This is a genomic window from Candidatus Clostridium radicumherbarum (assembly GCF_045310525.1).
GTDB classification, from domain to species: Bacteria; Bacillota; Clostridia; order Clostridiales; family Clostridiaceae; genus Clostridium_AT; species Clostridium_AT radicumherbarum.
The window spans coordinates 874,554-900,338 of record NZ_JBJHZY010000001.1 but is presented as its reverse complement, the minus strand read 5'-3'; the positions used below and the strand labels follow the sequence as shown (position 1 = coordinate 900,338).

Here is a 25,785-nt window from a genome sequence, read left to right as displayed (position 1 = left end):
GTACCGCCTTTTACTTTCCTTCTACTTTGAAATATTCATATTCCCATTTCACAGTTATAAAGGTTCAATCATATTATAATTTATAGCAATTTAAGAAAGGATCTTATCATGATTTACTTCAGATATCCTGAGAACGTGAGCATGGATATAGTCAAAGATAATATTTCTGCAGGTCTTGATGAGCAAATACTTTCTCCAGCTGAGTTTAAATTAAAATATCCACTTATTAAAGAGCTTAAAAATGAAGTTGCAGAAGATGCCATAAATGACTCCATCGTTTCTCTAGAAGGTTCATTATTTACTGAACACGCCCTTGTTAAGGAAAAGAAAGATTTAACAGATGTAGTAAGTGACTATAAGGTACCTTTAAATGAAAAGGGCCTCATAAGCATGCTTTTTGAATTATATATTTACGAAAACCATGCAGCTCATGGAATGACTTATTTTGGTTCTATAACCGCTAATTTAGAGACAGGAGAAACCTATGAATTTTCTGACCTTTTTAATCAAAAAGTATATTATACAAGGATTTTAAGTGATATTGCAATAAAAAAAGTAAAGTCTATGGGGGTGCCTCTAATCGCACCTTATAAAGGTATTACAGAAAATCAGAAATTCTATCTAACCCCTGACTCACTTGTACTTTATTACAAAATATATGAATTCACACCCTACTATTTTGGAAACTTTGAAATTAAAATTCCATACAATGAAATATTATATGTCTTAGGTCCTTTGAGCCCTATCAAAAATCTTTTACCTTAAATATGTTTAATGCTTGAAGAGTAGTTTACTTCAAGCTTGACAAATGTTTTTCAATAATAGATTTAAAGGGGTGCTTCAAATTCAATTCGCAGCATCCCTTTACTTTATCTTTTCATTATAAATATCTATTTGGCTTAATTTTTCATAATAATATATACTTCTTTTTTCAGTTCTCCATCCAAACAATATAAATGTAATAGGCTCCCATAACGCAACCCATCCAATAATAAGCAAGCTTTCTTTAATTATCTTAACAACATTGGTATCAGAAAATCTCTCTAAAACTTCTACTAATATTATGCATAGTATGAGAAATAAAAGTCCTATTGTCATATTTGTCATCCACTGCCTAAAATGTTCTTTAAGACTTAAATTCTTTTCTTCTGCCTTATATTTAAAATGTGTATGTATAACTTTTTTTATTGAAGAAATATCTATATAATCATCCTGCTTCATAAAGCTAATAATTAGACTTACCTTGCTTTTAAGTGGATAGTTTTTTATAGAATTCACAATATAGGTTTCAAAGCCTTCATTCAGGACTCTATCCTCTAATGATCTGTAGCCAAGCTTTTCAAAGATATCCTTTGTATCATTTACTATAACTTTAATAATGGCAATTTCCTCATCTATATCAATATCTGAAGTGGAATTTTTTATTTTAAGCACCTCATTATCCTCCTTGTATACCAACCTTTACTCACCAATTCACATCAGTTAGCTTTATTGTATCCACTAAATAGTAAATTATATTATACAATAGTTTTCTATAGACTTTTATCACAGATATTTGTATAAGAAATCTTTTAAATGTAAATTAAAAGCCTGCTCATTATAACCACACCCTTTTTCCTAAATTGTAGCATTAAAAAAGTAGACATGTTTTTCTTCATGTCTACTTTAATATTAAAACTTCAGTGAACCTGTGCTTTTAATTTTCTAACTTTATATTTTTAGTTTGAAGTTGTAGTTGTTGTATTTGTAGAAGTTGCTGGTGCTGTTGTATTGGAATTAGTTGTAGTTGTTGATGTTGCTGGTGCTGTTGTATTGGAATCAGTTGTAGTTGTTGATGTCACTCCTGCTGTGCTAGTAGAGTCTGTTGATGTAGTAGGCGCAGGTACAACTGCTTGATTTGCTATAGCAAGTGCTGCATCCAAATCACTATTTAATTGTTTCAATGCAGCTAATCTTTGTTGAAGTCTTGAAATAACTTTATCCATTGATGCTAAAGCATTATTAAAATCTTTACCGCTAACCTTTGATTGAGTGTCAGCTACTTCATTATTTATTTCTGCAGTAGCTTTAACTTGCTTAGTATCGAGTTTAAGATTTTGTGCTGCATCAAGAAGAGATTTTAGCATATCAGGTGAAAGTGTTTTATTTCCTTCTTCTATATCTTTTATAATAGCCTGAAGCTGCTCTCTTTTTTGCTCTACTTGGCTTCTTAGTGCTTTAGTTTGTGTTCTTAAATCAGCCATTTGAGCATGCTTTGCTCTCATGTCAGTTTTAAACTGCTCAATTTGCTGTTTCTTTGCAGCTTGATTTTGCGCAGCTTCTTGTTTATGTTCTTGTACCTTTACTGCATCCTTATTATCATTCTCGTTATCATTTTCCTTATTATTATCTTTTTCTTGATCCTTGTCTTCGTTATCGCTGTGCTTTTGGACAACTTGCTGCCCTTTTCCTGTATTACCCTTTGAATCATTATTACCCTTTGCATAAGCAGTAGCTGGTAAAACTACAAGTATTGATAAAACTAGTGAAAGTATTTTCTTTTTATTCATTGTTAATTCCTCCTTTTAGTCGGAACACTGAGTAATTTAAGATCACTCGCTTCCGCTCGCAAATTACTCGTAAAAGCCCATTTAGGACTTTTACCTCCTTTTAATTTACCGAATTATAATCGATATCTTTAGCATCTTGAATTGATTTTAATGTACTATCTAAATCTTTCAAGGTGGAGTCTACTTTAACATTTACCTGTGCATTTTGAACTCCTGAAAGTTTTGGAACAGTACCAGGCTTAATAGCGTTAAAATTTGTTTGAACCTGTACTCTTTGGTCTGTTTGAGTGCTCTGAGTTCCTGAAGCATTGTTCCCTGATGCATTACTAGATTTTAAGCCTATACCAGAACAACCTGATAGTAAAATAGTTGATACTAATAGTATTACCGCAAGCTTCCGCTTCATATTTTCCCTCCTGTATTCCTAATATGCACATAACAATTATTAATTGTTATGCCACCTACGTCCGCATTCAAGATTATATACGCACCATGGATTTTATTTTAAGGGGGGAGTAAAAATAATAATTAAAGTATTTTGACAAAATAACTTCCAAAGTATAAAATTAGTAATACTTTGAAATTTGATTATATAAAGGAGACCAACTATGTTAATACCATTTGATGATCTAGGACTTAATTCAAATTTAATAAATGGATTGAAAAAGGAAAATATATCTACACCTACAGAAATTCAAGAAAAAGTAATACCAATAGCACTTAAAAATAAAGATATTATTGGTCAATCACAAACAGGAAGTGGTAAAACCTTAGCTTATTTGCTGCCTATATTTCAAAGAATAGAAAGCGAAAAAAAAGAGATGCATACAATTATTCTAGCACCTACACATGAACTTGTTATGCAAATAGATAAGGTAATTAAAACCTTAGCTGAGGATTCCAATATGCCCATTACTTCTTTAGCAGTTATTGGAGATGTGAATATAAAAAGACAAGTGGAAAAATTAAGAGAAAAACCACATATAATAGTAGGCTCTTCAGGAAGAATTTTTGAGCTTATTAAAATCAAAAAAATCAGTGCACATACTATAAAAACCATTGTTATTGATGAAGGTGATAGGCTTCTTAATGAGAAAAATTTGGGTACAGTAAAAGATATTATCAAAACGACCCTAAAAGACAGGCAGCTTATGTTATTTTCAGCAACCATCGATGATAGTGTTATAGGCGCAGCCCAAAGTCTAATGAAAGAGCCTGAAGTTATTCGTATAAGTGATAATATTGATATTAATCCAAATATAGAACATATGTATGTTTTAGCAGAACAAAGAGACAAAATGGAGACCCTTAGAAAAATAATTGCTGCCGAAAAGCCTAACAAAGCAATAGTTTTTATAAATAAAAGTGATGAGACAGAAATAACTACTTTAAAGCTTAGATATCATCACTTTAAAGCTTATGGAATACATGGTAAAGCCACTAAAGAGGAACGCCAAAAGGCGATGGAGGACTTTAGAAGCGGGAGGCTGCAAATATTGGTAGCCTCGGACCTAGCAGCAAGAGGTCTAGATATAAAAGAAATTACTCACATTTTTAATCTGGATTTACCACCTCATTCTAAGGATTATATTCATAGAGTTGGTAGAACAGGCAGAGCTAATGAAACTGGTAAAGCTATCTCCATAGTAACTCAAAAGGAATTGAGCACAATTAAAAAATATGAAAAAGAATTCAAAATCAATATTGATATAAAAGAAGTACACCTTGGCAAGCTAACTGCCCCTCATTTCCACAAGGCCTTTGAAAAAAAGAAAGATACCTCTTCTAAGATAAATTTAAACAAAAGGAAAAATATTAAGTAATTATATAATAACTGCAGTAAAATAATAATAAAAAATCAGCCCTATTATAAAAATATTTTTTATAATAGGGCTTCTCTTTTATAAAAAGTTAATTAACATGTTACAACTCTTTTAATATTATAAATAAAGGGGGTGAAAATATGCCTACAGCATTTGATTTAATTGATTCTGAAAATATAGCTCAAGCAATTTTTATCTTATCAAGTTTACTAGGTATTGAATCCGGTAATAAAGGTAAAGAGGCAGAGCTTCAAAAGGAGGAGGGGTTAGCAGCAAAATCACAAAAAACTACCATAAAAACTACTGAAATTGCAATTTATTCAATTTTACTATCTGTACTCTCTTACCTAATATTCTTGAAAGTTGCCGTACTAAGAAAAAATCAAGTACTGCAGGAAATACAGGCTGGTAATTCAAATGAATCTATAAGACCAAATATGATTATTATAATAAGTTTTATTTTTTCTATAATAGGTACACTATTAAGACTTAAGGTTGCAAATCAAAAATTAGAAGAAGCCCAGTTACCAATTAGCTTGTTGTAAACCCTCTGCTATTTTTACATGAAATTATTAATAATCATTAATATAACTCTACTTTTATTATTGCTAAATTTATATCACCCTTGTGACAAAGCTTATTTATAAACATATACTGATATTATGTGAGCAACTTTAAAGGAGGAAAATAAACATGGCTCATGATGAAAAACCGGATTTTAGTATGTACCAAATGCAGGAGATGAACTTTAACCCTAAAAATAACTGTATTCCACAGGAAACAGTTATTAGAAATGTACGACTTGCTGCTGCTTATGTTCCTTATCAAAAATTATGCACAATCTTCTCTCCCATAGAGGCTCTTAGTAACGGTACAGTTTTTCCAGAGCTTTATAGTCCTTATGAAGGAAAAGATAAGAAAACTAGACCACTGGGTAATATATAAAGGAGGTAACTGAAAATGGATAAATTTCAGCTTTTAAAACAAATAACCGCTGTAAATTTCATGGTAGAGGACCTCTCTTTATATTTAAACACACATCCATCTGACCGTGAAGCTCTTATAAAATACAATGGTTATGTAAAAGAAGGCTTAATGCTTAAGCAGGAGTATGAAAGATGCTTTGGAATGATTGGTGAGCATGATTCATACAGCCCATATCCTTGGCAATGGATAAAAGAACCATGGCCATGGGAATATGAAGCCAACTTTAGGATATAAGGGAGGGAGTAATATATGTGGACATACGAAAAGCTGCTTGAATTTCCAGTAAAAATTAAGAATCCAAATCCAGAAATGGCGAAGATTATAATTGCCCAATATGGCGGGCCCGATGGTGAACTAGGTGCATCACTTAGATACTTAAGTCAGAGATATTCAATGGTTACTCCTCAAGCTATTGCTACCTGTAATGATATTGGTACAGAAGAGCTTGCGCACTTAGAAATGGTTGGAGCCATGGTTCATCAATTAATGAGAAATGCAACTTTAGAAGAAATAGAGAAATCAGGAGCTGCTCCTTACTATGTAGATCATGGTAGAGGGATTTTTCCAGCAGGAGCAAGCGGCGCTGCATGGACAGCAGCCTACATTCAGTCTAAAGGTGATCCAATTGTTGATTTAACAGAAGACTTAGCTGCTGAGCAAAAGGCTAGAGCAACCTATGAATATTTAATTAACCTCGCTGATGATCCTGATGTAATAGAGCCTCTAAAGTTTTTACGTGAAAGAGAAATCGTTCATTTTCAAAGATTTGGTGAAGCTTTAAGAACTGTTCAAGATCGTTTTGAAGAACCTCATTTGTTTGTAATGCCAAAACCTGATTTTATGAAATAAAATTTTCTTAAAGAGCTGTTGAATTCCTCAATGGTTCTTTATTTTTAAGTTTTTCCATATTCCCATATAATAACTTTATCTAAAATTCCATAAATATAATGAAAACTTAACAAATTTATGTTATAATTTCACTTTGTGTGTACAAAAGAATACAAGGAGCATAAGCATGAATAATGCTTATCTACAGGTAAAAGTCCTAAATGGATTTTTACGGGTAACCTAGCTTATTGGAATGGTTGAGTACAGGTTACTCAGTATCAAGAATGCAGGAGGCTGAAAGATTAATAATCTTTCAGTGGAGAATAAGAATACAGGAGGGAAATAAATTGATAACAGTAACTAATGTTGGATTAAGATATGGAGATAAAAAACTATTTGAAGATGTAAATATAAAATTCACTCCAGGAAATTGTTATGGTGTTATTGGCGCTAATGGAGCCGGTAAAAGTACGTTTCTAAAAATTTTATCTGGTGAAATAGAACCTAATTCAGGTGAGATAAGTATAGATAAAGGCGTTAGAATGTCTGTTTTAAAGCAAGATCATTTTGAGTATGATGAATATGAAGTACTTCAAACTGTAATCATGGGAAATGCACGACTTTATGAGATAATGGAGGAAAAAGAAGCGTTATATTCTAAGGTTGATTTCTCAGATGAAGATGGAATTAAGGCTTCTGAGCTTGAAGGTGAATTTGCTGAGCTTAACGGCTGGGAAGCTGAAGCTGAAGCTGCAACCCTGCTTCAAGGTCTAGGTATTGGTATGGACCTTCACAATAAGAAAATGTCTGATTTAGGTGGCTCTGAAAAGATTAAGGTCTTGCTAGCACAGGCTCTCTTTGGTAATCCAGGAGTCTTAATTCTAGACGAGCCTACTAATCATCTTGATATAAAATCAATAAATTGGCTTGAAGAATTTCTAATAAACTTTGAGGGTACGGTAATTGTGGTATCCCATGATAGACACTTTTTAAATAAGGTTTGTACTCATATGGCTGATGTGGACTTTGGTAAAATTAAGCTGTATGTTGGAAACTATGACTTTTGGTATGAGTCTAGCCAATTAGCTCTTCAACTGGCAAAGGATCAAAATAAAAAGAAAGAGGAAAAAATAAAGGATCTTCAAGAATTTATTGCACGTTTTAGCGCAAATGCATCTAAGTCCAAACAGGCAACTTCACGTAAGAAGCTCCTTGATAAAATTTCTATTGATGATATTGAGCCTTCCAGCAGAAGGTATCCTTTTGTGGGTTTTAAGCCTGAAAGAGAAGTGGGAAATGATATTTTAACTGTAGATGGCTTATGTAAAACTATAGATGGAGTAAAATTATTAAACAATGTAAGTTTTACCATGGCTAAAGGAGATAAAATAGCCTTTGCTTCTGAAAACGAAATTGCCACAACTACACTATTTAAAATATTAGCTGGAGAAATGGAACCAGACAGCGGAAGCTATAAATGGGGAATTACCATAACAAAAGCTTATTTTCCTAAAGATAATAATGAATTCTTTAATGATGTAGCTTTAAATCTTGTTGACTGGATGAGGCAGTTCTCAGAAGAAAAATCTGAAAGCTATTTAAGAGGTTTTCTTGGAAGAATGCTTTTCTCTGGAGATGAAGCCTTAAAGGAAGCCAAGGTACTATCTGGAGGAGAAAGAGTTAGATGCATGCTTTCTAGAATGATGCTTTCAAGCGCTAACGCACTAATTTTTGATCAGCCAACAAATCACCTTGACTTAGAATCAATAACTGCAGTAAATAATGGGCTTATAGATTATAAAAGTGTTATTTTATTTGCCTCTCATGACCATCAATTTGTACAAACTATAGCAAATAGAATTATAGAAATTACAAATGAAGGTATTATCGATAAAAGAATGGATTATGATGAATATTTAGAATTTAAATCTCAACTATAATAATAAGTGCCGCTCTATAGACAAATTATATCCTGTCTATAGGGCGGCACCTCTTTTATCATTTATTATTTTATTTTCTTCTTTACATAAAAGTAAACAGGTAAACCTATTAAAGTAATTACTATACCGTAAAGTGAGGAACTAGTATCAGTAATTAAAGTACTTATTAAAATATAAATACCTCCTACTATCCCTACTAAAGGAACTACAGGGTAGAGAGGAACTTTATAAGGTCTATCAATGTCTTTATGCTTACTTCTTAGAATAAAGATCCCTGCAACTGTCATTACAAAGAAAATCCACATAACAAATACTGCAAGATTAGTCAGGGTATCAAAGGATCCGCTTAAAACATAAAAACAAGCTAAAATTATTTCAAAAATAAATGAATTTAATGGAGTTTGAAATTTATCATTTACTTTTCCAAAGAACTTAGGAAAAGGAAATAGTTTATCTTGTGCCATAGCAAATGGAATTCTAACTCCTGTCATTAAGTAACCATTTAAGGCTCCAAAGATAGAAACCATAATACCTGCTGCAACTAAGGCGGCTCCACCTTTACCAAATAATATTATTGCTGCATCTGAAGCGGGTTTTGTAGATGCAATTACCGCGCTAATTGGCATAACTTTTACTATTGCAATATTTATTAATATATAAACAATTATGGTTACGAAAAGACCTAAAATTATAGATTTTGGTAAATCCTTTTTAGGATTTTTAAGTTCACCAGCAATGTTACCTACTCCAGCCCAGCCATCATAAGCCCAAAGTGTACCAAGAATTGCAGCTCCAAATCCAGCTGCCCCTACTGAAGTTGCAGCCTGTGAAGCTGCAGGTAAACTGCTTGCTGTACCTTTTAGTAGACCAAAAACAATTATTACAAAAATCGGTATTAGCTTTCCAAAGGTTGCAAATAGTTGTACTTTACTGCCTAATTTTGTAGAAATTACATTTATTATCATAATGAAAAACAACATAAATATTGCTAATATTTTTTGCTGAATATTAGACATGGAAGGAATAAAATAAGTTGCTTGTGTTACAAATACTATTGATAATGCAGCTGCAACTCCAGGTACGTATATTAACGTCTGCATCCACCCAAATAAGAAAGCACTCTTTTCTCCGTATAACTCCTTTAAATAAGCAAACATTCCACCAGTCTCTGGTATGGCTGTTGCTATTTCTGTTACAGTTAGAGCTGAAGCCATAGTAATTAATCCGCCAATAATCCAAGCTAAAATTCCTAAAGTTGGTGTTCCTGCACTTTTATATACTGAAGATGCCTTAAAAAATATACCTGATCCTATTACTACTCCAATTACAACTGTAATAGCCTCTAAAAGTCCTATTTCTTTCTTTAATTGCTTAGGAACATTTGACTCACTGCTGATTGATTTTTTTAATTGCATGTTTAAACCATCCTTTTTTAATTTTGTGCCCCAAGTTTTATAAAAGATATATACAGAATTTGATTTTATATGTAAACGAGCCTCAAGTCAATGTATACATTATACTAGACAGGTATATTCTGTAACTATATTTATTGAAAATTAGATAAATACATCATGAAGTTAAAATAATTTTTAATAAGAATACCGTAGTACTCATTTCAGAATAATACGGTATTCAAAATCCATTATTAACTTTCAATATTTCATTAAATACTCTATTGAATAATTTATTCTTCAATAAATTTGACTATTTCTTCGTTAAATTTGTCACGCTGGTCATAGAATGTCGCATGACCGCTGTAATTAAATGGTATCAGTTTTGAATTTTTAATACCTTGATTTTGTACTTCACCAAGCTCAAATGGAATAATCTTATCATGAATACCATGAATAATTAAAGTTGGAACATTTATAGTTTCTAAATCAGAAAACAGTACTTCATTTATCCAAGTATTTGCAATAGCAGCAGTTGCCCATCCTGCCGCCTGTAATCCTAATTGGAAAAACCAATCAGAGAATGCTTCAGTTATATACTGAAAGAAAAATGTGTCACCAAAATCTCTCAGCATTTTTGGACGATCATTATATGTTCCCTGAATAATTTTGATTACATCTTCTTTTTCTAAACCATATGGGAAATTTTGACGTTTAATAACAGTAGGAGCTGCTGCATCAATAAGAACAAGCTTAGATACACCATGTCCTTTATGTCGGGACATGTATCGAACAGCCATTGCTCCCCCTGTTGAATGTCCTGCGAGAGTAAAGTCATGTAATGCAAGTGCTTCTACCACACACCGAACATCATCTGATAATCTATCATATCCATAGCCAGTCCAGGGCTTATCAGAATTTCCAAATCCTCTTGTATCTATTCCGATGCATCTATATCCCTTCTTTGGAAGTTGATCGAATTGATATTCAAACAGTTTATGGCTTCCAGGCCAACCGTGTAGGAACAAGATTGTCTTTTTGCTCTCAGGGTTAAGATCCTCAACATAAATTTTCACATTAGGTTCTACTTTAACATAGTACCCCATTCATAACCTCCGATAAATAATTAACTATTAATAGGTTATTCAAATAAAAATAAATTTATGAATGACTGAGCTATATTATAATGTGGGAAAAGTGTGGGAATAAATAAAAACACCAACGTTTAATCTCTTGAGAACGTTGGTGTTTTTGACTTGGTGACTCCTAGGGGAATCGAACCCCTGATACCACCTTGAGAGGGTGGTGTCTTAACCGCTTGACCAAGGAGCCATAATTTAATTGCCTTAAATATAATAACACTTTTTTAAAATTATGTCTAATAAAAAATATTTATACATATTTCAATACTAATTTTATTTTTCTATACTGTTTTCTAAAGTTTATTAGAACATTCTATTAAATATTAACAAATTGTAAACTATATAATAATTAATATTATTTGATATATTTTATTATTGACAACCAAATATTTATATGTAATAATAATTTCAAGAAGATACTTAACATCCCCCCAAAGATATCTCCCTAACCCCAAAATTAAATAAATTTGAAGGAAAACTTCCCAGTGAATATATTTATTTACTGGGAAGCTTTTTTATAGCTTTCTTTATTATAAACTAATTAACCGTTAAGCTGTACTTTTTTGTATTTGAGGCTCCTTCTGCTCTTTATGTGATCTAAAGGTTCCGTCCCACTTTGAGATTTTATCCTCACTTTTTTTAATAATTTCATCCCCTTTTTCTTTTGTTATTTTTCCTTCAGAAACAGCTTTTAGAACCATTTCCCTTTTTGTTTTAATAATGAAATCTCTAGCTTCTTTTTCTGAGTATCCCTTTTTCTTTGCCAGTTCAAAAAAATTCTTTCCATTCTTTTTTGCTTCTTTTAGATCGTTTTGACTTATACCCATTTGTTTAGCTGCTTCAAATATACCAGAATGGCCCTTGCCCATATGATGCTTATGACCATCTTCTACATTTTTTTCTGATGTATCTGCCTTATTTCCAAAAGGCAATAAGGCTTCAGCATGTACAGCAGCACTTGAACTTAAAGATAAAACTATAGATAATGCTGCTATTTTTTTAAACTTCATAATAATACCTCCTAGAGTTTAGAATAATTTACCGTTTTATTATGTGCATATTTTAAAATTTAATTATTAAAATTTAATTAAATCTTCATTAATTGCTAAACAAAATTTTTAGCTAAATTACTAGCAAAAAACTTAGGAGGCTGAAGGAATTAATAGTTCCTTCAGCCTCCTAAGCTTAAATTAGTAATTTCAAGTATTCCTATTTTAAGCTATTATAAATTAATTTGAATTATGCACCCATGAACATTTTCATATCATCATCAGCATTTGTTACTCCACCAATTCCAAAGTTCTCTACAAGAACCTTTGTAACATTTGATGATAAGAAGCCAGGTAGTGTTGGTCCTAAATGTATATTCTTTACTCCTAAGTATAGTAGAGCAAGTAATACTATTACTGCCTTTTGCTCGTACCAAGCAATGTTATAAGAAATTGGCAGTTCATTAACACTATCAAGCCCAAATACTTCTTTTAATTTTAATGCAATTACTGCAAGAGAATAAGAATCGTTACATTGTCCTGCATCTAATACTCTAGGAATTCCATTAATATCTCCTAGATTTAGCTTATTATATCTATATTTAGCACAACCAGCTGTTAGAATTACTGTATCCTTTGGAAGTTTTTCAGCAAACTCAGTATAGTAATCTCTACTCTTCATTCTTCCATCACAGCCAGCCATTACAAAGAATCTCTTAATAGCACCAGTCTTAACTGCCTCTACAACTTGATTAGCAAGTGCAAGAACTTGAGCATGTGCAAACCCACCAACAATTTCTCCCTTTTCTATTTCTGTAGGAGCTGGAAGTGTTTTTGCAAGTGCAATTAGCTCTGAAAAATCTTTAATACCATCTGCTTTTTTATCTATGTGCTTAACGCCTGTTATTCCTGTAGCACCAGTTGTGAACATTCTATCTTTATAAGAAGCCTTTGGAGGAACTATGCAATTAGTAGTCATAAGTATTACTCCATTAAAGCTTTCAAATTCTTTATCCTGTAACCACCAAGCATTTCCATAATTACCTACAAAATGTGAGTATTTCTTAAATGCAGGATAGTAGTTAGCTGGAAGCATTTCAGAATGAGTATATACATCTACTCCTGTTCCTTCTGTTTGAGCTAATAATTGTTCCATATCTCTTAGATCATGACCACTTATAAGTATTGCTGGATTGTTTCTAACTCCAATATTAACCTTTGTTATTTCAGGATTACCATAGGTAGTTGTGTTTGCTTTATCGAGTAATGCCATGGCATCAACACCATATTTTCCACACTCTAAAACTAATGAAACATATTCATTAACACCTAATTTATCATCTGTTGCAGCTGCTAAGCCCTTTTCCATAAATTCAAATACGGTATCATCAGTATAGCCTAAGTTAAATGCGTGCTCTACATAAGCAGCCATTCCCTTTATTCCATAAGTTAATAATTCTCTTAAAGATCTTATATCCTCATCCTTTGTTTGAAGAATACTTACGTCTCCTGATTCAGCCTTTGCATCAAGTTCAGCTTCTGATAAGCCTGTCCATGTTAATCCTTCATAATTACTTTTAATAACTCCACTTGCATTTGCTACAGCAGCTTTGATTTCGTCTCTTAATTTAAGACCTGCCTTTATTTCATCATAGAATCTAGCTTTGTCCCAATTAGCATTAGTTATAGTCATAAATAAACCATTAAATACAAATTTATCAGTTTCTTTAGTGTTAACCCCAAGCTCTCTTGCTTTTACATTAGCTACTGAAATTCCCTTTAAAACATAGATTAATAAGTCTTGAAGATTTGCTAAATCTGAAGTCTTACCACAAACACCCCTAAGTGTACATCCTTTTCCACCAGCAGTTTCTTGGCATTGATAACAAAACATACTCATTAATAAAACCTCCATATAATATAATAAAATATTTTTACTTGTTATTTTTAATTAAGCATTTCGCTTATTCTTTCTGACTACAGGTAATATATTATCAAAGTTTATTATTTAAATCCGTAACATATATTACAGGTTTTAATATTTTACTAAATTTTAGAGTTCAAATTTGCATTTATTACATAAAATAAATATTATAAATCTTTGTAAGGTGATAAAGTGGTAAATTCATACAATCAATTAAGGCAAAATAAGTATTCAAGAGAAAATGCCGTTAACTATGCCCAAACCTATGCATTAAGTCCTAATCCAAATTATAGATATTTTCCACTTATTAATGATACAAGCGGAGACTGTGCTAACTTTATCTCCCAATGTCTAAGGGCTGGCGGCGCACCTATGACTTACATGCCAAATCACTCTTGGTGGTACAATAGAAATGGTAGTACAAATACAAAAAACCATACCTGGTCAGTTTCATGGGCTGTAGCCCATTCTCTCTACTGGTATTTAAAAATCGGTAAGGCTAATAATTATGCCGGACCTAAGGGACTAGAAGTACAAAGTCCCTCTCAGTTGGAACTTGGAGATGTGATTTTTTTTGAAGATAATAATGGAATGATCTTTCATTCTACAATTGTTACAGGTTTTTCTGAAGGGATGCCCCTAGTCTCTCATCATTCCTTTGAAGCATTAAACATACCATACAGGACTTCCTGGCCTGTAAAACAATATCATTATTTGAAAATCAGCGTTTAAAAAAAGAGCCTCTTTTAAGTTCATCCAAAAGGTAAGAATATTATAACCTTTGAGATGTATTAAAAGACGGCTCTTCTTTTTTAAAATCTAATAAAATGTTTTAAAATAATTTTTATAAATGATGTTTTATTAAACTCCTTCTACACCATTTAATCATGTCTTGGGAATTTCTTTACAAGCTCAATAGATCTCATAATAGCTTCTATTACATCAATTTCTAATTGCTTACTTATATCGTCATATCTTCTGTATATTTCTCCAATGTCACTTACTATATATTTTGGAGTAAGTCTATTTAAGGCTATAGCTTTTATGTCAAGTATGCATCTGTCACATTTGCATATTTCTTCTTCATTTACTAACATACCTGGTAATATTTCATCTACTAAAATCTCCATATAGTTTTTTAAATGATACATAAAATTCCCCCCCACTTATCCTAAGTTTTAAATTAATTATAATATATTTATATAAGACATAAAAGTATTTTATTTATAAGGAACACTAGGATTTCTTATTAAGGAGACTCTTACCTTTATTACAAAATTTTAGATATATATCATCCGGCAAAAATAATCCCCCTGTTGCCCAGGCTATATGGGTGGAGGTATCTTTAGCCTTTACTAGCAAAGGCCCTAAAAGTCCTGCTGCTGCAGAAGGTTCAATTTTTATTCCCTCACTATCCTTAAGTAAGGCCAAAAGTTTATAAAGTTCATCATCTTCTATGGTAAATTCTCCATCAATTAATTCTTTAACAATATTTGAAATAAGCTCTGAAGGTGACCCTACTGCAAGTCCATCAGCATCAGTAATATTGTCAATTCCAAAATCCCTTACATGGAGCTTACTAAATTTTTCAGTCATTAAGCCTAACAACATACAAGGCGAATGGGTAGGCTCTACAAAATAGCAGTGAACATTATCTCCAAAAAATGCTTTTAGACCGTAAGTTATTCCTCCTGGTGCACCACCTACACCACAGGGAAGATAAACATATAATTGGTGCTTATTATCTACATTAATGCTCTGCTCATCTAGCTGCTTCTTAAGTCTTAAGGCAGCAGTTGTATAGCCGTAAAATAAGTCCTTGGAATTTTCATCATCTATGAAGTAAGCATTAGGATCCTTGCTGCACTGTTTTCTTCCTTCTTCTACTGCCTTGGAATAATCCTCTTCATATTCAATAACTGCTGCACCTTTTTCTCTAAGAAGCTTTTTCTTCCATTCCTTAGCATCCTTTGACATATGAATTACTGTGTTAAAGCCTAAGGCTCTAGACATGATTCCAATGCTCAAGCCAAGATTACCTGTAGATCCTACTGCTATAGTATATTTAGAAAAAAAATCTTTGAAGCTTTTCTCTGCCATTATAGAATAATCACATTCTTTTGTTATCATTCTATTTGTAAGGCATAAGGTTTCTGCATATTTTAAAACCTCATATATTCCTCCTCTAGCTTTTACAGAGCCCGCAACCTTTAAATGGCTGTCGCACTTTAAATATAATTCACCATTAATATTAGAATTATAGCATTTCTCTGAACTCTCTTTCATACCTTCTATCTTCATAAGCGGTGACTCAATTATTCCATCTTCAGTCTCAGGGAAAAATCTTCTTATTAAGGTAGCAAACCTTTCTAATCTTGCCTCTGCCTCATATATCTCTTCTATACTTACATCAATATTTTTTAAAGCTTCTTCAGACTTTATCAATTTACTATTTTCCCAAAGCACTGGCTTTAATTTAATTATTTCCTTTAAAAGAGCTTTATCATTTTCCAACAATTTTAGCAGCACCTCATTCTTTATTAAATGTTAAGCATTATTTTTAATTGGTATTTCCCATTCTTTTAATAATTTAATTATACCTTCCTTTGCATAAATCTTATTATCTTCTGAAACATTAAAAATGTTTACATCTTTTCTTGCAGCTATATAATTGATATAATCGCAGTTCACTTTTTTAAGCAGTGCAATAACTACCTTTTCACTATTTAATGCCTTGATTACTTCCCTTGTAAACTTTTCTGCCTTTGATTCCAAATAACCGATTTCATTAAAAATCAATACTTCTCCATGATTTAAACTTTCTTGTAAAAATTCCACTCCCTTAGTGTTAAAAACCTCTATATTAAACTTAGCTGTACCTGCAGCATCATTTGTTTTGTAAAAAATGTTCCCTTTTTCGTTACTGTATAGGGATACTAAATCAAACTCTCTAATTTTATTATTTTCTTCATCCCTTTTAATATGAATACAATAGCCACCTATAGGGCAATTTATTATCTTTTTTATCTCACCAAGAAGTTTTTCCCCAGAAGCTTGTCTACCTTCCTCAACAATTAAAATATTTCTCATTTTATTTACTTCCCTCAAAACCATAATAATTTTTCATAAAAAATATATTACCGAATATTCTATATTTTCTTTATTTTAATAGTTATTTAATAACAGTACTCATATTGTACCATATTTTTACTATTTTTAAAAGTATTATACAAAAGGTTAAATTAAATTCTTGTTAATAAAAAAAGAAAGCAATGAAAACTGCTTTTATCTTATATATAAACTCACTTTTATTCTGAATTTCTATTATATAGATATAATATTTAAAGTGTACTAAAAGCCCATCTGTTTCCAGATGGGCTCTTGGTTTTGCACATTCAAATTCACATTCATTTAATAAATAAACACCAATTTTAAGCTTAATAACAGCTTACATATATATATTATTATAAATTTTAAAATGTGTCAAGAAATATTTTCAAAAATTGTGAAAACTAAATCTTCTGTAATTTCATCCTTCTTTATTAAATTTCATTACCTTCTATGTAGAAATCATTAACAATTTTCAAATAACAATTTATGTGATACCCTATTAAATATAAACAATTATACGTATATGTTTCAGAGAGAGGTGATTTAATGGAATTAGTGCAGCTATCTCAAAATAACAGAGATGAATTTATAGCCCAGAGTAAAGCTTTCATATATAATACTACCTACAATATATGTAAGAGAAAGCTGTATTTTGAAAATGATGATGAACTCTCTATCTCTCTAATAGCCTTTAACAACGCCTGTAATACCTATGATGAAAATAAGGGAAACTTTTATAGTTATGCCAAGGTACTTATTAAAAATGCATTAATTGATTACTTTAGAAAGGCAAGTAAGGTTCCCTATGTTGTTTTTGACGAAGATGATGAGACTAAAGATTTTATAGATAATAAAAACTCTATGACTCAATATAATATAGATTCTGAAAATATGAGAAGATCCGAAGAAATAACTTTATTCTCTAAGGAGCTAACTGAATATAAGCTTGATTTTAGTACTTTAATAAAATCTTCTCCATCACATAAAGATACGAGAGATTCTCTACTTAATATAGCTTTTAAATGTGTTAATGAACAGCATATTTTAGACTATATTAAGAATAAGAAGCTTCTGCCCGTTAAAGAAATAATACTTCTTACAGGTAGTAATAGAAAGCTTATTGAAAAGTGGAGAAGATATATTTTAATTCTAATCCTAATACTCTCCAGTAATGATTATCCTTACATAAAGTCCTATTTAAATATAAAGGTAGGTGAAAGAAATGAGTAGCAATACAGGTATCGTTATGCAGCTTAATAAAAATCATGCTTGTGTTATGACAAGCTCAGGGGAGTTTTTAAAACTTAAGATTAGTAAAACCCCTCCAAAAGTTGGGGAAGTTTATACTGGCCAGATAGTTAAGGATATCCCCTTCTATAAATATGCAATTACCGCCGCTACACTTACATTTATAGTTTTGTGCAGCAGCACAGCTTACGCCTATTATACTCCAGTAGCTTCTGTAGTCGTAGATATAAATCCTTCAATTAAATTAGACCTAAATAGATGGAATAGAATAATTAAGGCAACTCCCTTAAACGAGGATGGAAAAAAGGTACTTTCAGAACTTAAGGTACAAAATAAATCTTTAAATGATGGACTTAACACTTTAGTTCTTCAAGCTAAAAAAGACAACTTTATCAATGGAGATAAAAGCAATAATGCTAATACAGTAAATATAGACATTGATAGCAGCAGGTCTATTAATGATTTTAATATTTCACAATTTGAGGAAAAAGCAAAGTCTGATAACATAAAACTAAACATTACCACAAGCAGTATTAATAAAACAAATGATAAATCCCAAAATTCAGATCAGAAGAAACCAAAATTCAAGGAAACTGAAAACAATCAAAATGGAAATGGTAATAATAAAGACCGTGATACAAACAAACAAAATAATAACAATAATAACAATAATAACGGTAATAGTAATAAAAATAAGAATAAAAATATTAATTCAAAAGAAGTTTCCAACTCTAATTCAAGTAACAAGAATAACCAAAATGACAATAAGCATAACGGTAATAACAATGATCAAAATTAAATAGATCAAAACATTAAAAAATGCACAACGAAATGGTTGTGCTTTTTTTCTTACAATTAAGTTAATATCATTTACAGTAAAATCATTATGAATTCACTTGAAAATATGACATGATATGAAATTTCTTTTAATCCTTCTACATATTACGTTATATTGCTGTACTCTTATGGTATAATTATGTAATAAATTGGGGGTGGTTTCATGATAAAATGGAATGATAAGTTTAGTGTAAACGTAGCTGAAATTGATAATCAGCACAGACAACTATTTTATTTAGCAGAAAAAGTTTCTTCTATTTTAGCGGTAAACGACGGATATGATCATTATGATGAAATAATGAATACTTTTATTGAATTAAAAAACTATACACTATATCACTTTGATTATGAAGAAAAGCTTATGATGAAAATTAACTATGCTGACTTTTCAAATCATAAAAAAGAACATGAAAACTTTATTAATGAAATTTTAAGACTAGAAAAAATAGATGCAGAAACCAAGCAAAAACTTGTTATGACAAATATACTTGCCTTTATCCTCGATTGGATTGTAGGACATATTTTAAAAACAGATATGTCCTATAAGTCCTTCTTCAACGAAAATGGAATAGCATAAAGAAATGTGATTAAAAGCATCAGCTTTTAATCACATTTTTGATTTTACCCCCTTGCGATTTATGAAGCAATTTTATGATAATCTGCGATAAATTAGTAAGTTATAATAAAATCTAACCAGCATATCAAATCTTAATCTAAAACGGTTATTGAGTTATTAAATACCATATTATATAATAATAAATGTACAATGAATATTAAAATAAAATATGGATGGGGGTAAAAACTATGAGTTTAAGTCCAGAATTAATAGCCTTGCTCATTAGGATTGGCATAATAATTATAGCTTTTCTTATTATACTTTGGGTGGTTGGTATTAAAATCATCCCAAATGATAAGGTTGCTATTATTGAGAAATGGTGGTCAAGTAAGGGGTCCTTAAAGGAGCAGATCATCGCTTTAAAGGGCGAAGCTGGTTATCAACCAGTAGTAGTCAGAGGTGGTATCCATTTTTTAAGTCCGCTTATTTATAAAGTTCACAAAGTTCCTTTAGTTACTATACCTCAAGGTAAAATTGCCTATGTATTTGCAAGGGATGGCAAGCCACTAGAGCCTATTCAGACTTTAGGTAAGCTTGTACCTGAATGTAACAACTTCCAAAATGTTACGGCCTTTATTGAAAATGGAGGTCAAAAGGGTCCTCAAAGAGGTATAATCCGTGAAGGTACCTATGCCTTTAACCTTGCACAATTTATAATAATTACAGAAAACAAAACCTATTACCTTCCAATGGGCAATGATGCGGAACAAAGGGCAATTATGGAAATGGCCCAGAAAATAAGAGAACGAAATGGCTTTGAACCAATAGTTATTCAAGGTGAAACAGACTTAGTTGGTATAGTTACTGTTCACGATGGTCCTTCCCTCGGTAAGGATAACATTATTTCACCTACAGTTGGTGATGAACATTCAGATGAAAATTACCATAATAACTTCCAAGACCCAGAAAAATTCTTAAGAGCTGGTGGTTATAGAGGTCGACAATATCAAGTACTAGCTGATGGTACCTACTTTATAAACAGGCTTTTTGCTACTGTTGAATTTATTAAAAAGACTGTTATTCCAGTAGGATATGTTGGAGTAGTTGTTTCTTACACAGGGGCTAAGGGTACAGATAGTTCAGGAGATGACTATAAGCATGGAGAGTTAGTTCAAAAGGGCTACAGAGGTGTATGGAGTGATCCATTAATGCCTGGTAAATACGCATTTAACACCTATGCAGGAAGCATTATTCAAGTCCCTACCACAAATGTAATCCTTAAATGGATAAGTAATCAAAGTGGAAATCATAGATATGATGAAAACCTTAAGGAAGTTAACCTAATTACAAAGGATGCATTTGAACCATCATTACCACTTTCAGTTGTATTTCACATTGACTATAAAAAGGCTCCTATGGTTATTCAAAGATTTGGTGATATTAAGATGCTTGTTGACCAGACACTTGACCCAATGGTTTCTGCATATTTTAAAAATATTGGTCAAACAAAGACACTTATTGAGCTTATTCAGCAAAGAAATGAAATACAAAATCAATCTTCAGTTGAAATGAAAGCAAAATTCTCTCATTATAACCTAGAGCTTGAGGAAGTGCTCATAGGCACTCCAACCAGTTCAAAGACAGATACCAACATCGAACAAATTCTAACTCAGCTTCGTTCAAGACAAATAGCAAAGGAGCAGCTTGAAACTTATGCAAACCAACAAAAGGCTGCAGAAAAGGAAAAGGAATTAAAAGAAGCTGAAGCCATAGCAAAGCAGCAGACTTCTCTTACTGAGTCTGATATTAATATTAGAATTCAAGAGAACCAAGGTAAGGCAGATCTTATGAAATCAAGGCAAGATGCTGAAAAGATTCAAAGATTATCTGAAGCGGATGCCTATAAGGTTAAACAACAGGCTGAGGCTGAGGCTTACAGAGTTAAACAACAAGCTGAAGCTCAAGCTTATACCTTAAAGCAGACCGGTGAGGCAGAAGCTTTCAAAATTAAGAGCGTTGGTGAGGCTGATGCAGATAGAGAAGCTAGAGTGGGTATTTCTAAGGCTATAGCAGCAAGGGAACAAGTAAATGCTTATGGTGGCTCACAATTTAAGATTGTTCAGGATGTAATGAATAATTTTGCAGATGCTATTAAAACCTCAAAGGTAGATATAGTTCCAAAGACTATAATAACTTCTGCAGCTGGAGAAGATGGTAAGGGTGTACCTAATGCCTTTGAAAGCCTAGTAACACTTTTATTAAGCGAAAAACTATCTTTAACTAACAATCAAGAAGCTGAGCTTTCTCCAGAGTCACAAAAAATAAGGAAAGAGATATTAAATAATATTAAGCCAAACAATATAGAAGCTAAAAAGTAATTAAAATAATTAAAGGTCACAATAGAATTTATAATTCTTAGTGTGACCTTTTCTTTTTTAATTATATATTTATTAATTTAATGCATAACTTATATTCTAATATAAAATGCGCAGCAAAAAAGGATAGCCTTTATGGCTATCCTTTTAAACATTATTTCACTTCAGTATATTCTACATCTATTACATTTGCAGTCTTAAACTCATCATTCTTGCTTGTGTCAAAACTGCCATTTTTCACATCTACCTTAGGGTCTTTTCTTAGATTCCTATTTTTAAACTTCTTGTAAACATAGTTAGCAATCCACATTATACCGCCAATTAATAAAATATATGGCAGAAAATTAATTAAAACTAAGAAAACCAAAATAACTAACGCTAATATTAAAAAGCTAGAATTACCTCTATTTATAAAAAACATTTAACTACACTCTCCTATAGATATTTTACTGCAATTATTTAGTAATATAGAAATAATGCTTTCAAATATATAATTGATGAAATTATTATAACATATTATATGTAGGACAAGTATTAAATAATTCTAAACAAGTCATTAAGTTTCTATGACTATTTAAAACAGTATAATATACCTTATAATTTCATAATTTTTATACTTCAAATACCTTATAAGACATTAACCCTTGGTTAAAGCTAAGCACTTTTATTAATTTTTCTACATAATTAAGTTTTATATGCAAATAATAATATTGTCGGCATGAATTTGCCTTAAGATAAATAAAGGAGGAAATATTAATGACTAATACAGCAGCAACTAATAATCAAAATAAGCAAATTGAAAGCAATAACTTAAAGGTAATACAAGATCAAATCGGTTATGAAGCTCTACTTACTAAAAAATGCAATGAATACGCAGAAATGTGTACGGATCAATCACTTAAGAATTTATGCACTCAAGCAAGCAGAATTCACAAACAGAACTTTGACAGTTTGAAAACATATTTAGATTCACATCAATAATTATTTTTCAATAACTTTTAAAATGAAAAACGTTAATATGGAGGAATAAATTTATGAATAATAAATTAAGCGAAAAGGATTTAATGCATGATTTACTAGCAACTGAGAAACAAGTTGTCAGTGCTTATAGTACTGGAATTACTGAGTCTTCCTGTGAAAATCTTAGAAATACCTTAGTAAATAATTTCAGAAATGTTCAAGATACACAATATAAGGTTTTTGATGCAATGAAACAAAAGGGATGGTATACCACTAAGGATGCTCCAGATGCAGATGTTCAAAAACTTAAAACTGATGTAACTGCAATGGCTAATGAATTAACATAATTTTAAAGCAGGAGTTTAAAATAACTCCTGCTTTATGTTTAAGCTGCATTTTCATAGCTTCTTATACTGTTTATTTTTTCTTTATTTTTAAAGGCCATATATACATAGAAAGGAATGCCAGCTAACATAAGTAAGAATCCATACATTACTGTTTCTGCTCCTGAACCATAAATTGTCCAACAAGCATATATAAAACCAACTAATGGTACAAAAGCACTTTTTACAAAACTTAAAAAATTAAAGTTCTTTTCTCTCTTAACTATAAGCATCATATCGGCTGCAGCAGTAAATGCATAAACAGGCAGATATGATAATGTAGCAAGTAATATAACAAAGTTAAAAGCAGCTGTTAAACTCTTTTGATAATTCATAGCTAAAAGTATATTTACTAATACTGCACTAACAATTAAAGAAACCTTTGGTGTTCCATTTTTACTTATCTTTGCAAAAAAGCTTGGAAACATTCCATCTTTGCCTGCAGCATATGCTATTCTAGCTGTAGAAAGCAGCCACCCTATTGTAGTTCCTAATATAGAAATAACAACACCAACAGTTATGAGTTTAATTATTCCATTGCCAAAATATTGAGACAAAATTTCTGCTATTGGTGCACTGCTTTTAGCTAAAGCAGATTGTGGCATGGCACCCATTGCAAATATATTAATTGCCATATACATCACCACTGCTATAGAAATTCCAATTATTGTACTCCTAGCTACGTTCTTCTCAGGATTTTTGATTTCCCCAGCAGCTATGGATGAACTTTCAAAGCCTATAAAAGCCCAAAGAGTAGCCGTTGCAGCGGCTGGCAATGTACTAATTCCCTTTCCACTTGGAAATGCAGGAGTAAGATTACCTATTTTAAAGTGAAGCGCAGCTGATATTATAAAAAATAAAAATAATCCAATTTCAAATATAGTTATAGTAGTCTGAACCTTACCTGCTAGTTTTACCCCTATAACATTGATTAATGTAAATATCCAAAGTATTAAACTTGCAAATAGAAATGAAGCTAAATGATTGCTTCCTATAGTGGGATATAAGGTTCCAGCATAGCTGGTTACAGCAATTAATACTGCAGCATTACCTATCCATGAGCCATTCCAATAAAGCCAAGCATTTATGAAGCCCATGAAATCACCGAAGGCTAATTTAGAATATTCATAAGGCCCACCAGTCTTATGTATTTTTCTGCTTAACCTTGCAAAGGAAAGTGCTAAAAAGATTGAGCCTAAACCAGTTATAATCCATGCTAAAATGGTTGCCCCTGGTCCAGAGGTTGATGCTAAGGTGGCAGGAAGCATAAATATACCTGAGCCCATAATATTTCCTGCAACAAGCGCGGTAGCTATTACTAATCCTAATTCCTTCTTTAACTTTGTGTTTTGTTCCATATTGTTTAGCCTCCAATAAAGTTTAAAGTTTTGCCAGAATAGCTTGTACAAGTTTAGGATAAGCATACAAAAGACCTTGAGCAAAACACTCAAGGCCTTAAAACACGCAAAAAACACATACTTTTATTCCCATGAATGATAGCTCTCCACAATATAATTGTGACAGTTTTGTACATATTATATACAGAACCAGCTATACAGCTTTAAAGCATAAGCTGTATGCTTCGGCGATGCTTCCTTTCCTGCTGTTTCTCTGTGCTTGCCTCCACAGAAGTACTATTAAGCCTCGCGCCTCTACCCTTGTTATTAACTTTTCACTGACATGTATTATTATGCATCAATACTTTAGCTTAGTCAAGTGTTAAATAGACATAAAACGACATATTTTTTGTTTGTTCTATTTAATATTAATTATATTTATAGCCTAGAAGCTCATACATAAGCCTTTCATCTAAATTGCCACCTGATACTACTACAGCTACATTTTTCCCTTTAAATCTTTCCATGTTTTCAATGATTGCTGCTACTGATGCAGCCCCCGCTGGTTCGGCTATTACCTTATCCTTTTCAATAAGCTGAACAATTGCTTTTCTAATTGTTTCTTCATTTACTACAATTATGTCATCAATGCATTTAGCTGCCATTTCATAGGGAATTTCACCTACTCCACCAACTAATGCATCACAGATAGATTCCTCACTTTTATAATCGAAGTAACATTGCTTATCTCTTAAAGCTGCAACCATGGCTGGACAAGCGGCAGTTTGTACACCAATTATCTCAATCGATGGTTTTAAGTGCTTTGCTGCAACACTTATACCTGTAATAAGACCACCCCCGCCTATTGGAGCAATTATTACATCAATATCTGGATTTTCATCAAGTATTTCAAATGCTATAGAGCCTTGCCCTGCTATAACTTGAATATCTGAGCAAGGGTCAATAAAGGTAAGCTTTTCTTTTTTTCTTGCTTCCTCAGCTTCCTTATGAGCTTCATCATAGTTTTCCCCAGTCTCTATTACTTCTGCACCATAATACTTTATCTTGGTGAGTTTTGCCTTTGGAGTAGTTTTAGGAACAAATATTTTTGCTTTTATTCCTCCTAACATATATGAAGCAAAGCTTACTCCAGCACCATGATTTCCGGAGGATACTGCAATGACACCCTCTGTTCTACTCTCCTCTGAAAGCCAAGTCATTTTGCTTAAAGCTCCCCTTACTTTAAAGCTTTTTAACCTTTGCTGTGATTCAAGTTTTAAAAATATCTTAGTATGTTCATTGCTTAAACTATAAGATAATTCAAGAGGAGTTTTATATATAAATTTATTTATCCTTTCTCGTGCTGATAAAACATCTTCAAAAGTTACCATAAGAATTACCCCCA

At 31.8% G+C, this 25,785-nt stretch carries 27 protein-coding genes, 1 tRNA gene and 1 riboswitch; of the genes, 14 read left to right on the top strand and 14 right to left on the bottom strand.

Going from position 1 to position 25,785, the window contains the following annotated elements; genetic code table 11:
• The first annotated feature begins 141 nt into the window (after positions 1–141).
• Positions 142–765: a DUF3298 and DUF4163 domain-containing protein gene (locus ACJDUH_RS04355; RefSeq protein WP_406763933.1), complete on the top strand. Its 624-nt coding sequence runs from the start codon at positions 142–144 to the stop codon at positions 763–765.
• A 99-nt stretch (positions 766–864) separates the two neighbouring features.
• On the opposite strand, the gene ACJDUH_RS04350 is transcribed toward ACJDUH_RS04355, so the two are convergent.
• The 3 genes from ACJDUH_RS04350 to ACJDUH_RS04340 all read right to left on the bottom strand — a co-directional run bounded on the left by ACJDUH_RS04350 (position 865) and on the right by ACJDUH_RS04340 (position 2,955).
• Positions 865–1,434 (bottom strand): hypothetical protein, encoded by a 570-nt coding sequence (locus ACJDUH_RS04350; protein WP_406763932.1) that lies wholly within the window; start codon positions 1,432–1,434, stop codon positions 865–867.
• Positions 1,435–1,718: 284 nt separating this feature from the next.
• Positions 1,719–2,549: a hypothetical protein gene (locus ACJDUH_RS04345; protein WP_406763931.1), complete on the bottom strand. Its 831-nt coding sequence runs from the start codon at positions 2,547–2,549 to the stop codon at positions 1,719–1,721.
• A gap of 100 nt (positions 2,550–2,649) precedes the next feature.
• On the bottom strand, positions 2,650–2,955 hold the full coding sequence (locus ACJDUH_RS04340; RefSeq protein WP_406763930.1) for a hypothetical protein: 306 nt from the start codon (positions 2,953–2,955) through the stop codon (positions 2,650–2,652).
• A 202-nt stretch (positions 2,956–3,157) separates the two neighbouring features.
• On the opposite strand from ACJDUH_RS04340, the gene ACJDUH_RS04335 reads away from it, so the two are divergent.
• From ACJDUH_RS04335 to ACJDUH_RS04310, 6 genes are all read left to right on the top strand, one after another.
• Positions 3,158–4,372, top strand: a complete 1,215-nt coding sequence (locus ACJDUH_RS04335) for a DEAD/DEAH box helicase (protein ID WP_406763929.1) — start codon at positions 3,158–3,160, stop codon at positions 4,370–4,372.
• A gap of 140 nt (positions 4,373–4,512) precedes the next feature.
• Positions 4,513–4,917: a hypothetical protein gene (locus ACJDUH_RS04330; RefSeq protein ID WP_406763928.1), complete on the top strand. Its 405-nt coding sequence runs from the start codon at positions 4,513–4,515 to the stop codon at positions 4,915–4,917.
• Positions 4,918–5,065: 148 nt separating this feature from the next.
• A complete protein-coding gene (locus ACJDUH_RS04325; RefSeq protein ID WP_406763927.1) occupies positions 5,066–5,317 on the top strand; it encodes a spore coat associated protein CotJA in 252 nt (83 codons plus the stop codon).
• 15 nt (positions 5,318–5,332) lie between these two features.
• Entirely contained in the window at positions 5,333–5,593 is a 261-nt protein-coding gene (locus tag ACJDUH_RS04320) for a spore coat protein CotJB (protein WP_406763926.1), read from the top strand.
• A 15-nt stretch (positions 5,594–5,608) separates the two neighbouring features.
• Positions 5,609–6,208 (top strand): manganese catalase family protein, encoded by a 600-nt coding sequence (locus ACJDUH_RS04315; RefSeq protein ID WP_406763925.1) that lies wholly within the window; start codon positions 5,609–5,611, stop codon positions 6,206–6,208.
• A gap of 326 nt (positions 6,209–6,534) precedes the next feature.
• On the top strand, positions 6,535–8,127 hold the full coding sequence (locus ACJDUH_RS04310) for an ABC-F family ATP-binding cassette domain-containing protein (RefSeq protein ID WP_406763924.1): 1,593 nt from the start codon (positions 6,535–6,537) through the stop codon (positions 8,125–8,127).
• A gap of 65 nt (positions 8,128–8,192) precedes the next feature.
• On the opposite strand, the gene ACJDUH_RS04305 is transcribed toward ACJDUH_RS04310, so the two are convergent.
• From ACJDUH_RS04305 to hcp, 5 genes are all read right to left on the bottom strand, one after another.
• A complete protein-coding gene (locus ACJDUH_RS04305; RefSeq protein WP_406763923.1) occupies positions 8,193–9,542 on the bottom strand; it encodes an APC family permease in 1,350 nt (449 codons plus the stop codon).
• A 269-nt stretch (positions 9,543–9,811) separates the two neighbouring features.
• Positions 9,812–10,624 carry an alpha/beta fold hydrolase gene (locus tag ACJDUH_RS04300; protein WP_406763922.1) on the bottom strand — a complete coding sequence of 271 codons (813 nt, stop codon included), beginning with the start codon at positions 10,622–10,624 and terminating at the stop codon, positions 9,812–9,814.
• A gap of 151 nt (positions 10,625–10,775) precedes the next feature.
• Positions 10,776–10,850: transfer RNA gene (locus ACJDUH_RS04295), tRNA-Glu, on the bottom strand.
• Positions 10,851–11,208: 358 nt separating this feature from the next.
• Positions 11,209–11,670, bottom strand: coding sequence for a DUF2680 domain-containing protein (locus tag ACJDUH_RS04290; RefSeq protein ID WP_406763921.1), 462 nt, complete (start codon positions 11,668–11,670; stop codon positions 11,209–11,211).
• 229 nt (positions 11,671–11,899) lie between these two features.
• Entirely contained in the window at positions 11,900–13,549 is a 1,650-nt protein-coding gene (hcp, locus tag ACJDUH_RS04285; protein WP_406763920.1) for a hydroxylamine reductase, read from the bottom strand.
• Between the two features lie 216 nt (positions 13,550–13,765).
• On the opposite strand from hcp, the gene ACJDUH_RS04280 reads away from it, so the two are divergent.
• Positions 13,766–14,305 (top strand): amidase domain-containing protein, encoded by a 540-nt coding sequence (locus ACJDUH_RS04280; RefSeq protein ID WP_406763919.1) that lies wholly within the window; start codon positions 13,766–13,768, stop codon positions 14,303–14,305.
• A 149-nt stretch (positions 14,306–14,454) separates the two neighbouring features.
• Here ACJDUH_RS04280 and ACJDUH_RS04275 read toward each other — a convergent pair whose 3' ends face one another.
• The 3 genes from ACJDUH_RS04275 to ACJDUH_RS04265 all read right to left on the bottom strand — a co-directional run bounded on the left by ACJDUH_RS04275 (position 14,455) and on the right by ACJDUH_RS04265 (position 16,663).
• A complete protein-coding gene (locus ACJDUH_RS04275) occupies positions 14,455–14,724 on the bottom strand; it encodes a late competence development ComFB family protein (RefSeq protein WP_406763918.1) in 270 nt (89 codons plus the stop codon).
• A gap of 85 nt (positions 14,725–14,809) precedes the next feature.
• Positions 14,810–16,090, bottom strand: coding sequence for a D-serine ammonia-lyase (locus ACJDUH_RS04270; protein ID WP_406763917.1), 1,281 nt, complete (start codon positions 16,088–16,090; stop codon positions 14,810–14,812).
• 30 nt (positions 16,091–16,120) lie between these two features.
• Positions 16,121–16,663: a nucleoside-triphosphatase gene (locus tag ACJDUH_RS04265; protein WP_406763916.1), complete on the bottom strand. Its 543-nt coding sequence runs from the start codon at positions 16,661–16,663 to the stop codon at positions 16,121–16,123.
• A gap of 567 nt (positions 16,664–17,230) precedes the next feature.
• On the opposite strand from ACJDUH_RS04265, the gene sigI reads away from it, so the two are divergent.
• The 4 genes from sigI (at position 17,231) to ACJDUH_RS04245 (ending at position 21,703) form a co-directional block, all read left to right on the top strand.
• Positions 17,231–17,914, top strand: a complete 684-nt coding sequence (gene sigI / locus ACJDUH_RS04260; RefSeq protein ID WP_406763915.1) for an RNA polymerase sigma-I factor — start codon at positions 17,231–17,233, stop codon at positions 17,912–17,914.
• The gene (locus tag ACJDUH_RS04255) at positions 17,907–18,731 is read left to right on the top strand and encodes an anti-sigma factor domain-containing protein (RefSeq protein WP_406763914.1); all 825 of its coding nucleotides are present in this window, start codon (positions 17,907–17,909) and stop codon (positions 18,729–18,731) included. The genes sigI and ACJDUH_RS04255 overlap by 8 nt, the downstream gene beginning before the upstream one ends.
• A gap of 201 nt (positions 18,732–18,932) precedes the next feature.
• Positions 18,933–19,346, top strand: coding sequence for a bacteriohemerythrin (locus ACJDUH_RS04250; RefSeq protein WP_406763913.1), 414 nt, complete (start codon positions 18,933–18,935; stop codon positions 19,344–19,346).
• A 227-nt stretch (positions 19,347–19,573) separates the two neighbouring features.
• Positions 19,574–21,703 carry an SPFH domain-containing protein gene (locus tag ACJDUH_RS04245; RefSeq protein WP_406763912.1) on the top strand — a complete coding sequence of 710 codons (2,130 nt, stop codon included), beginning with the start codon at positions 19,574–19,576 and terminating at the stop codon, positions 21,701–21,703.
• A 151-nt stretch (positions 21,704–21,854) separates the two neighbouring features.
• On the opposite strand, the gene ACJDUH_RS04240 is transcribed toward ACJDUH_RS04245, so the two are convergent.
• A complete protein-coding gene (locus tag ACJDUH_RS04240) occupies positions 21,855–22,121 on the bottom strand; it encodes a hypothetical protein (protein WP_406763911.1) in 267 nt (88 codons plus the stop codon).
• Positions 22,122–22,456: 335 nt separating this feature from the next.
• Here ACJDUH_RS04240 and ACJDUH_RS04235 point away from each other — a divergent pair, with 335 nt between their 5' ends.
• Together ACJDUH_RS04235 and ACJDUH_RS04230 are read left to right on the top strand one after the other, a co-directional pair.
• Positions 22,457–22,681, top strand: coding sequence for a hypothetical protein (locus ACJDUH_RS04235; RefSeq protein WP_406763910.1), 225 nt, complete (start codon positions 22,457–22,459; stop codon positions 22,679–22,681).
• Between the two features lie 53 nt (positions 22,682–22,734).
• A complete protein-coding gene (locus tag ACJDUH_RS04230; protein WP_406763909.1) occupies positions 22,735–23,007 on the top strand; it encodes a spore coat protein in 273 nt (90 codons plus the stop codon).
• Between the two features lie 38 nt (positions 23,008–23,045).
• Here ACJDUH_RS04230 and ACJDUH_RS04225 read toward each other — a convergent pair whose 3' ends face one another.
• A complete protein-coding gene (locus ACJDUH_RS04225) occupies positions 23,046–24,401 on the bottom strand; it encodes an APC family permease (protein ID WP_406763908.1) in 1,356 nt (451 codons plus the stop codon).
• A gap of 131 nt (positions 24,402–24,532) precedes the next feature.
• Positions 24,533–24,706: riboswitch (Lysine riboswitch) on the bottom strand.
• Between the two features lie 102 nt (positions 24,707–24,808).
• Entirely contained in the window at positions 24,809–25,771 is a 963-nt protein-coding gene (locus tag ACJDUH_RS04220; protein WP_406763907.1) for a threonine ammonia-lyase, read from the bottom strand.
• Positions 25,772–25,785 lie beyond the last annotated feature (14 nt).

Excerpts from the sequence above, each read along its gene's own strand:
- ACJDUH_RS04275 (WP_406763918.1), bottom strand. The coding sequence starts at position 14,724 with ATGTATCATTTAAAAAACTATATGGAGATTTTAGTAGATGAAATATTA.
- ACJDUH_RS04230 (WP_406763909.1), top strand. The coding sequence starts at position 22,735 with ATGAATAATAAATTAAGCGAAAAGGATTTAATGCATGATTTACTAGCA.
- ACJDUH_RS04235 (WP_406763910.1), top strand. The coding sequence starts at position 22,457 with ATGACTAATACAGCAGCAACTAATAATCAAAATAAGCAAATTGAAAGC.
- ACJDUH_RS04330 (WP_406763928.1), top strand. The coding sequence starts at position 4,513 with ATGCCTACAGCATTTGATTTAATTGATTCTGAAAATATAGCTCAAGCA.
- ACJDUH_RS04355 (WP_406763933.1), top strand. The coding sequence starts at position 142 with ATGGATATAGTCAAAGATAATATTTCTGCAGGTCTTGATGAGCAAATA.
- ACJDUH_RS04250 (WP_406763913.1), top strand. The coding sequence starts at position 18,933 with ATGATAAAATGGAATGATAAGTTTAGTGTAAACGTAGCTGAAATTGAT.
- ACJDUH_RS04300 (WP_406763922.1), bottom strand. The coding sequence starts at position 10,624 with ATGGGGTACTATGTTAAAGTAGAACCTAATGTGAAAATTTATGTTGAG.
- ACJDUH_RS04265 (WP_406763916.1), bottom strand. The coding sequence starts at position 16,663 with ATGAGAAATATTTTAATTGTTGAGGAAGGTAGACAAGCTTCTGGGGAA.
- ACJDUH_RS04325 (WP_406763927.1), top strand. The coding sequence starts at position 5,066 with ATGGCTCATGATGAAAAACCGGATTTTAGTATGTACCAAATGCAGGAG.
- ACJDUH_RS04240 (WP_406763911.1), bottom strand. The coding sequence starts at position 22,121 with ATGTTTTTTATAAATAGAGGTAATTCTAGCTTTTTAATATTAGCGTTA.
- ACJDUH_RS04290 (WP_406763921.1), bottom strand. The coding sequence starts at position 11,670 with ATGAAGTTTAAAAAAATAGCAGCATTATCTATAGTTTTATCTTTAAGT.
- ACJDUH_RS04225 (WP_406763908.1), bottom strand. The coding sequence starts at position 24,401 with ATGGAACAAAACACAAAGTTAAAGAAGGAATTAGGATTAGTAATAGCT.
- ACJDUH_RS04315 (WP_406763925.1), top strand. The coding sequence starts at position 5,609 with ATGTGGACATACGAAAAGCTGCTTGAATTTCCAGTAAAAATTAAGAAT.
- ACJDUH_RS04335 (WP_406763929.1), top strand. The coding sequence starts at position 3,158 with ATGTTAATACCATTTGATGATCTAGGACTTAATTCAAATTTAATAAAT.
- ACJDUH_RS04220 (WP_406763907.1), bottom strand. The coding sequence starts at position 25,771 with ATGGTAACTTTTGAAGATGTTTTATCAGCACGAGAAAGGATAAATAAA.
- ACJDUH_RS04345 (WP_406763931.1), bottom strand. The coding sequence starts at position 2,549 with ATGAATAAAAAGAAAATACTTTCACTAGTTTTATCAATACTTGTAGTT.
- sigI (WP_406763915.1), top strand. The coding sequence starts at position 17,231 with ATGGAATTAGTGCAGCTATCTCAAAATAACAGAGATGAATTTATAGCC.
- ACJDUH_RS04255 (WP_406763914.1), top strand. The coding sequence starts at position 17,907 with ATGAGTAGCAATACAGGTATCGTTATGCAGCTTAATAAAAATCATGCT.
- ACJDUH_RS04305 (WP_406763923.1), bottom strand. The coding sequence starts at position 9,542 with ATGCAATTAAAAAAATCAATCAGCAGTGAGTCAAATGTTCCTAAGCAA.
- hcp (WP_406763920.1), bottom strand. The coding sequence starts at position 13,549 with ATGAGTATGTTTTGTTATCAATGCCAAGAAACTGCTGGTGGAAAAGGA.
- ACJDUH_RS04245 (WP_406763912.1), top strand. The coding sequence starts at position 19,574 with ATGAGTTTAAGTCCAGAATTAATAGCCTTGCTCATTAGGATTGGCATA.
- ACJDUH_RS04340 (WP_406763930.1), bottom strand. The coding sequence starts at position 2,955 with ATGAAGCGGAAGCTTGCGGTAATACTATTAGTATCAACTATTTTACTA.
- ACJDUH_RS04320 (WP_406763926.1), top strand. The coding sequence starts at position 5,333 with ATGGATAAATTTCAGCTTTTAAAACAAATAACCGCTGTAAATTTCATG.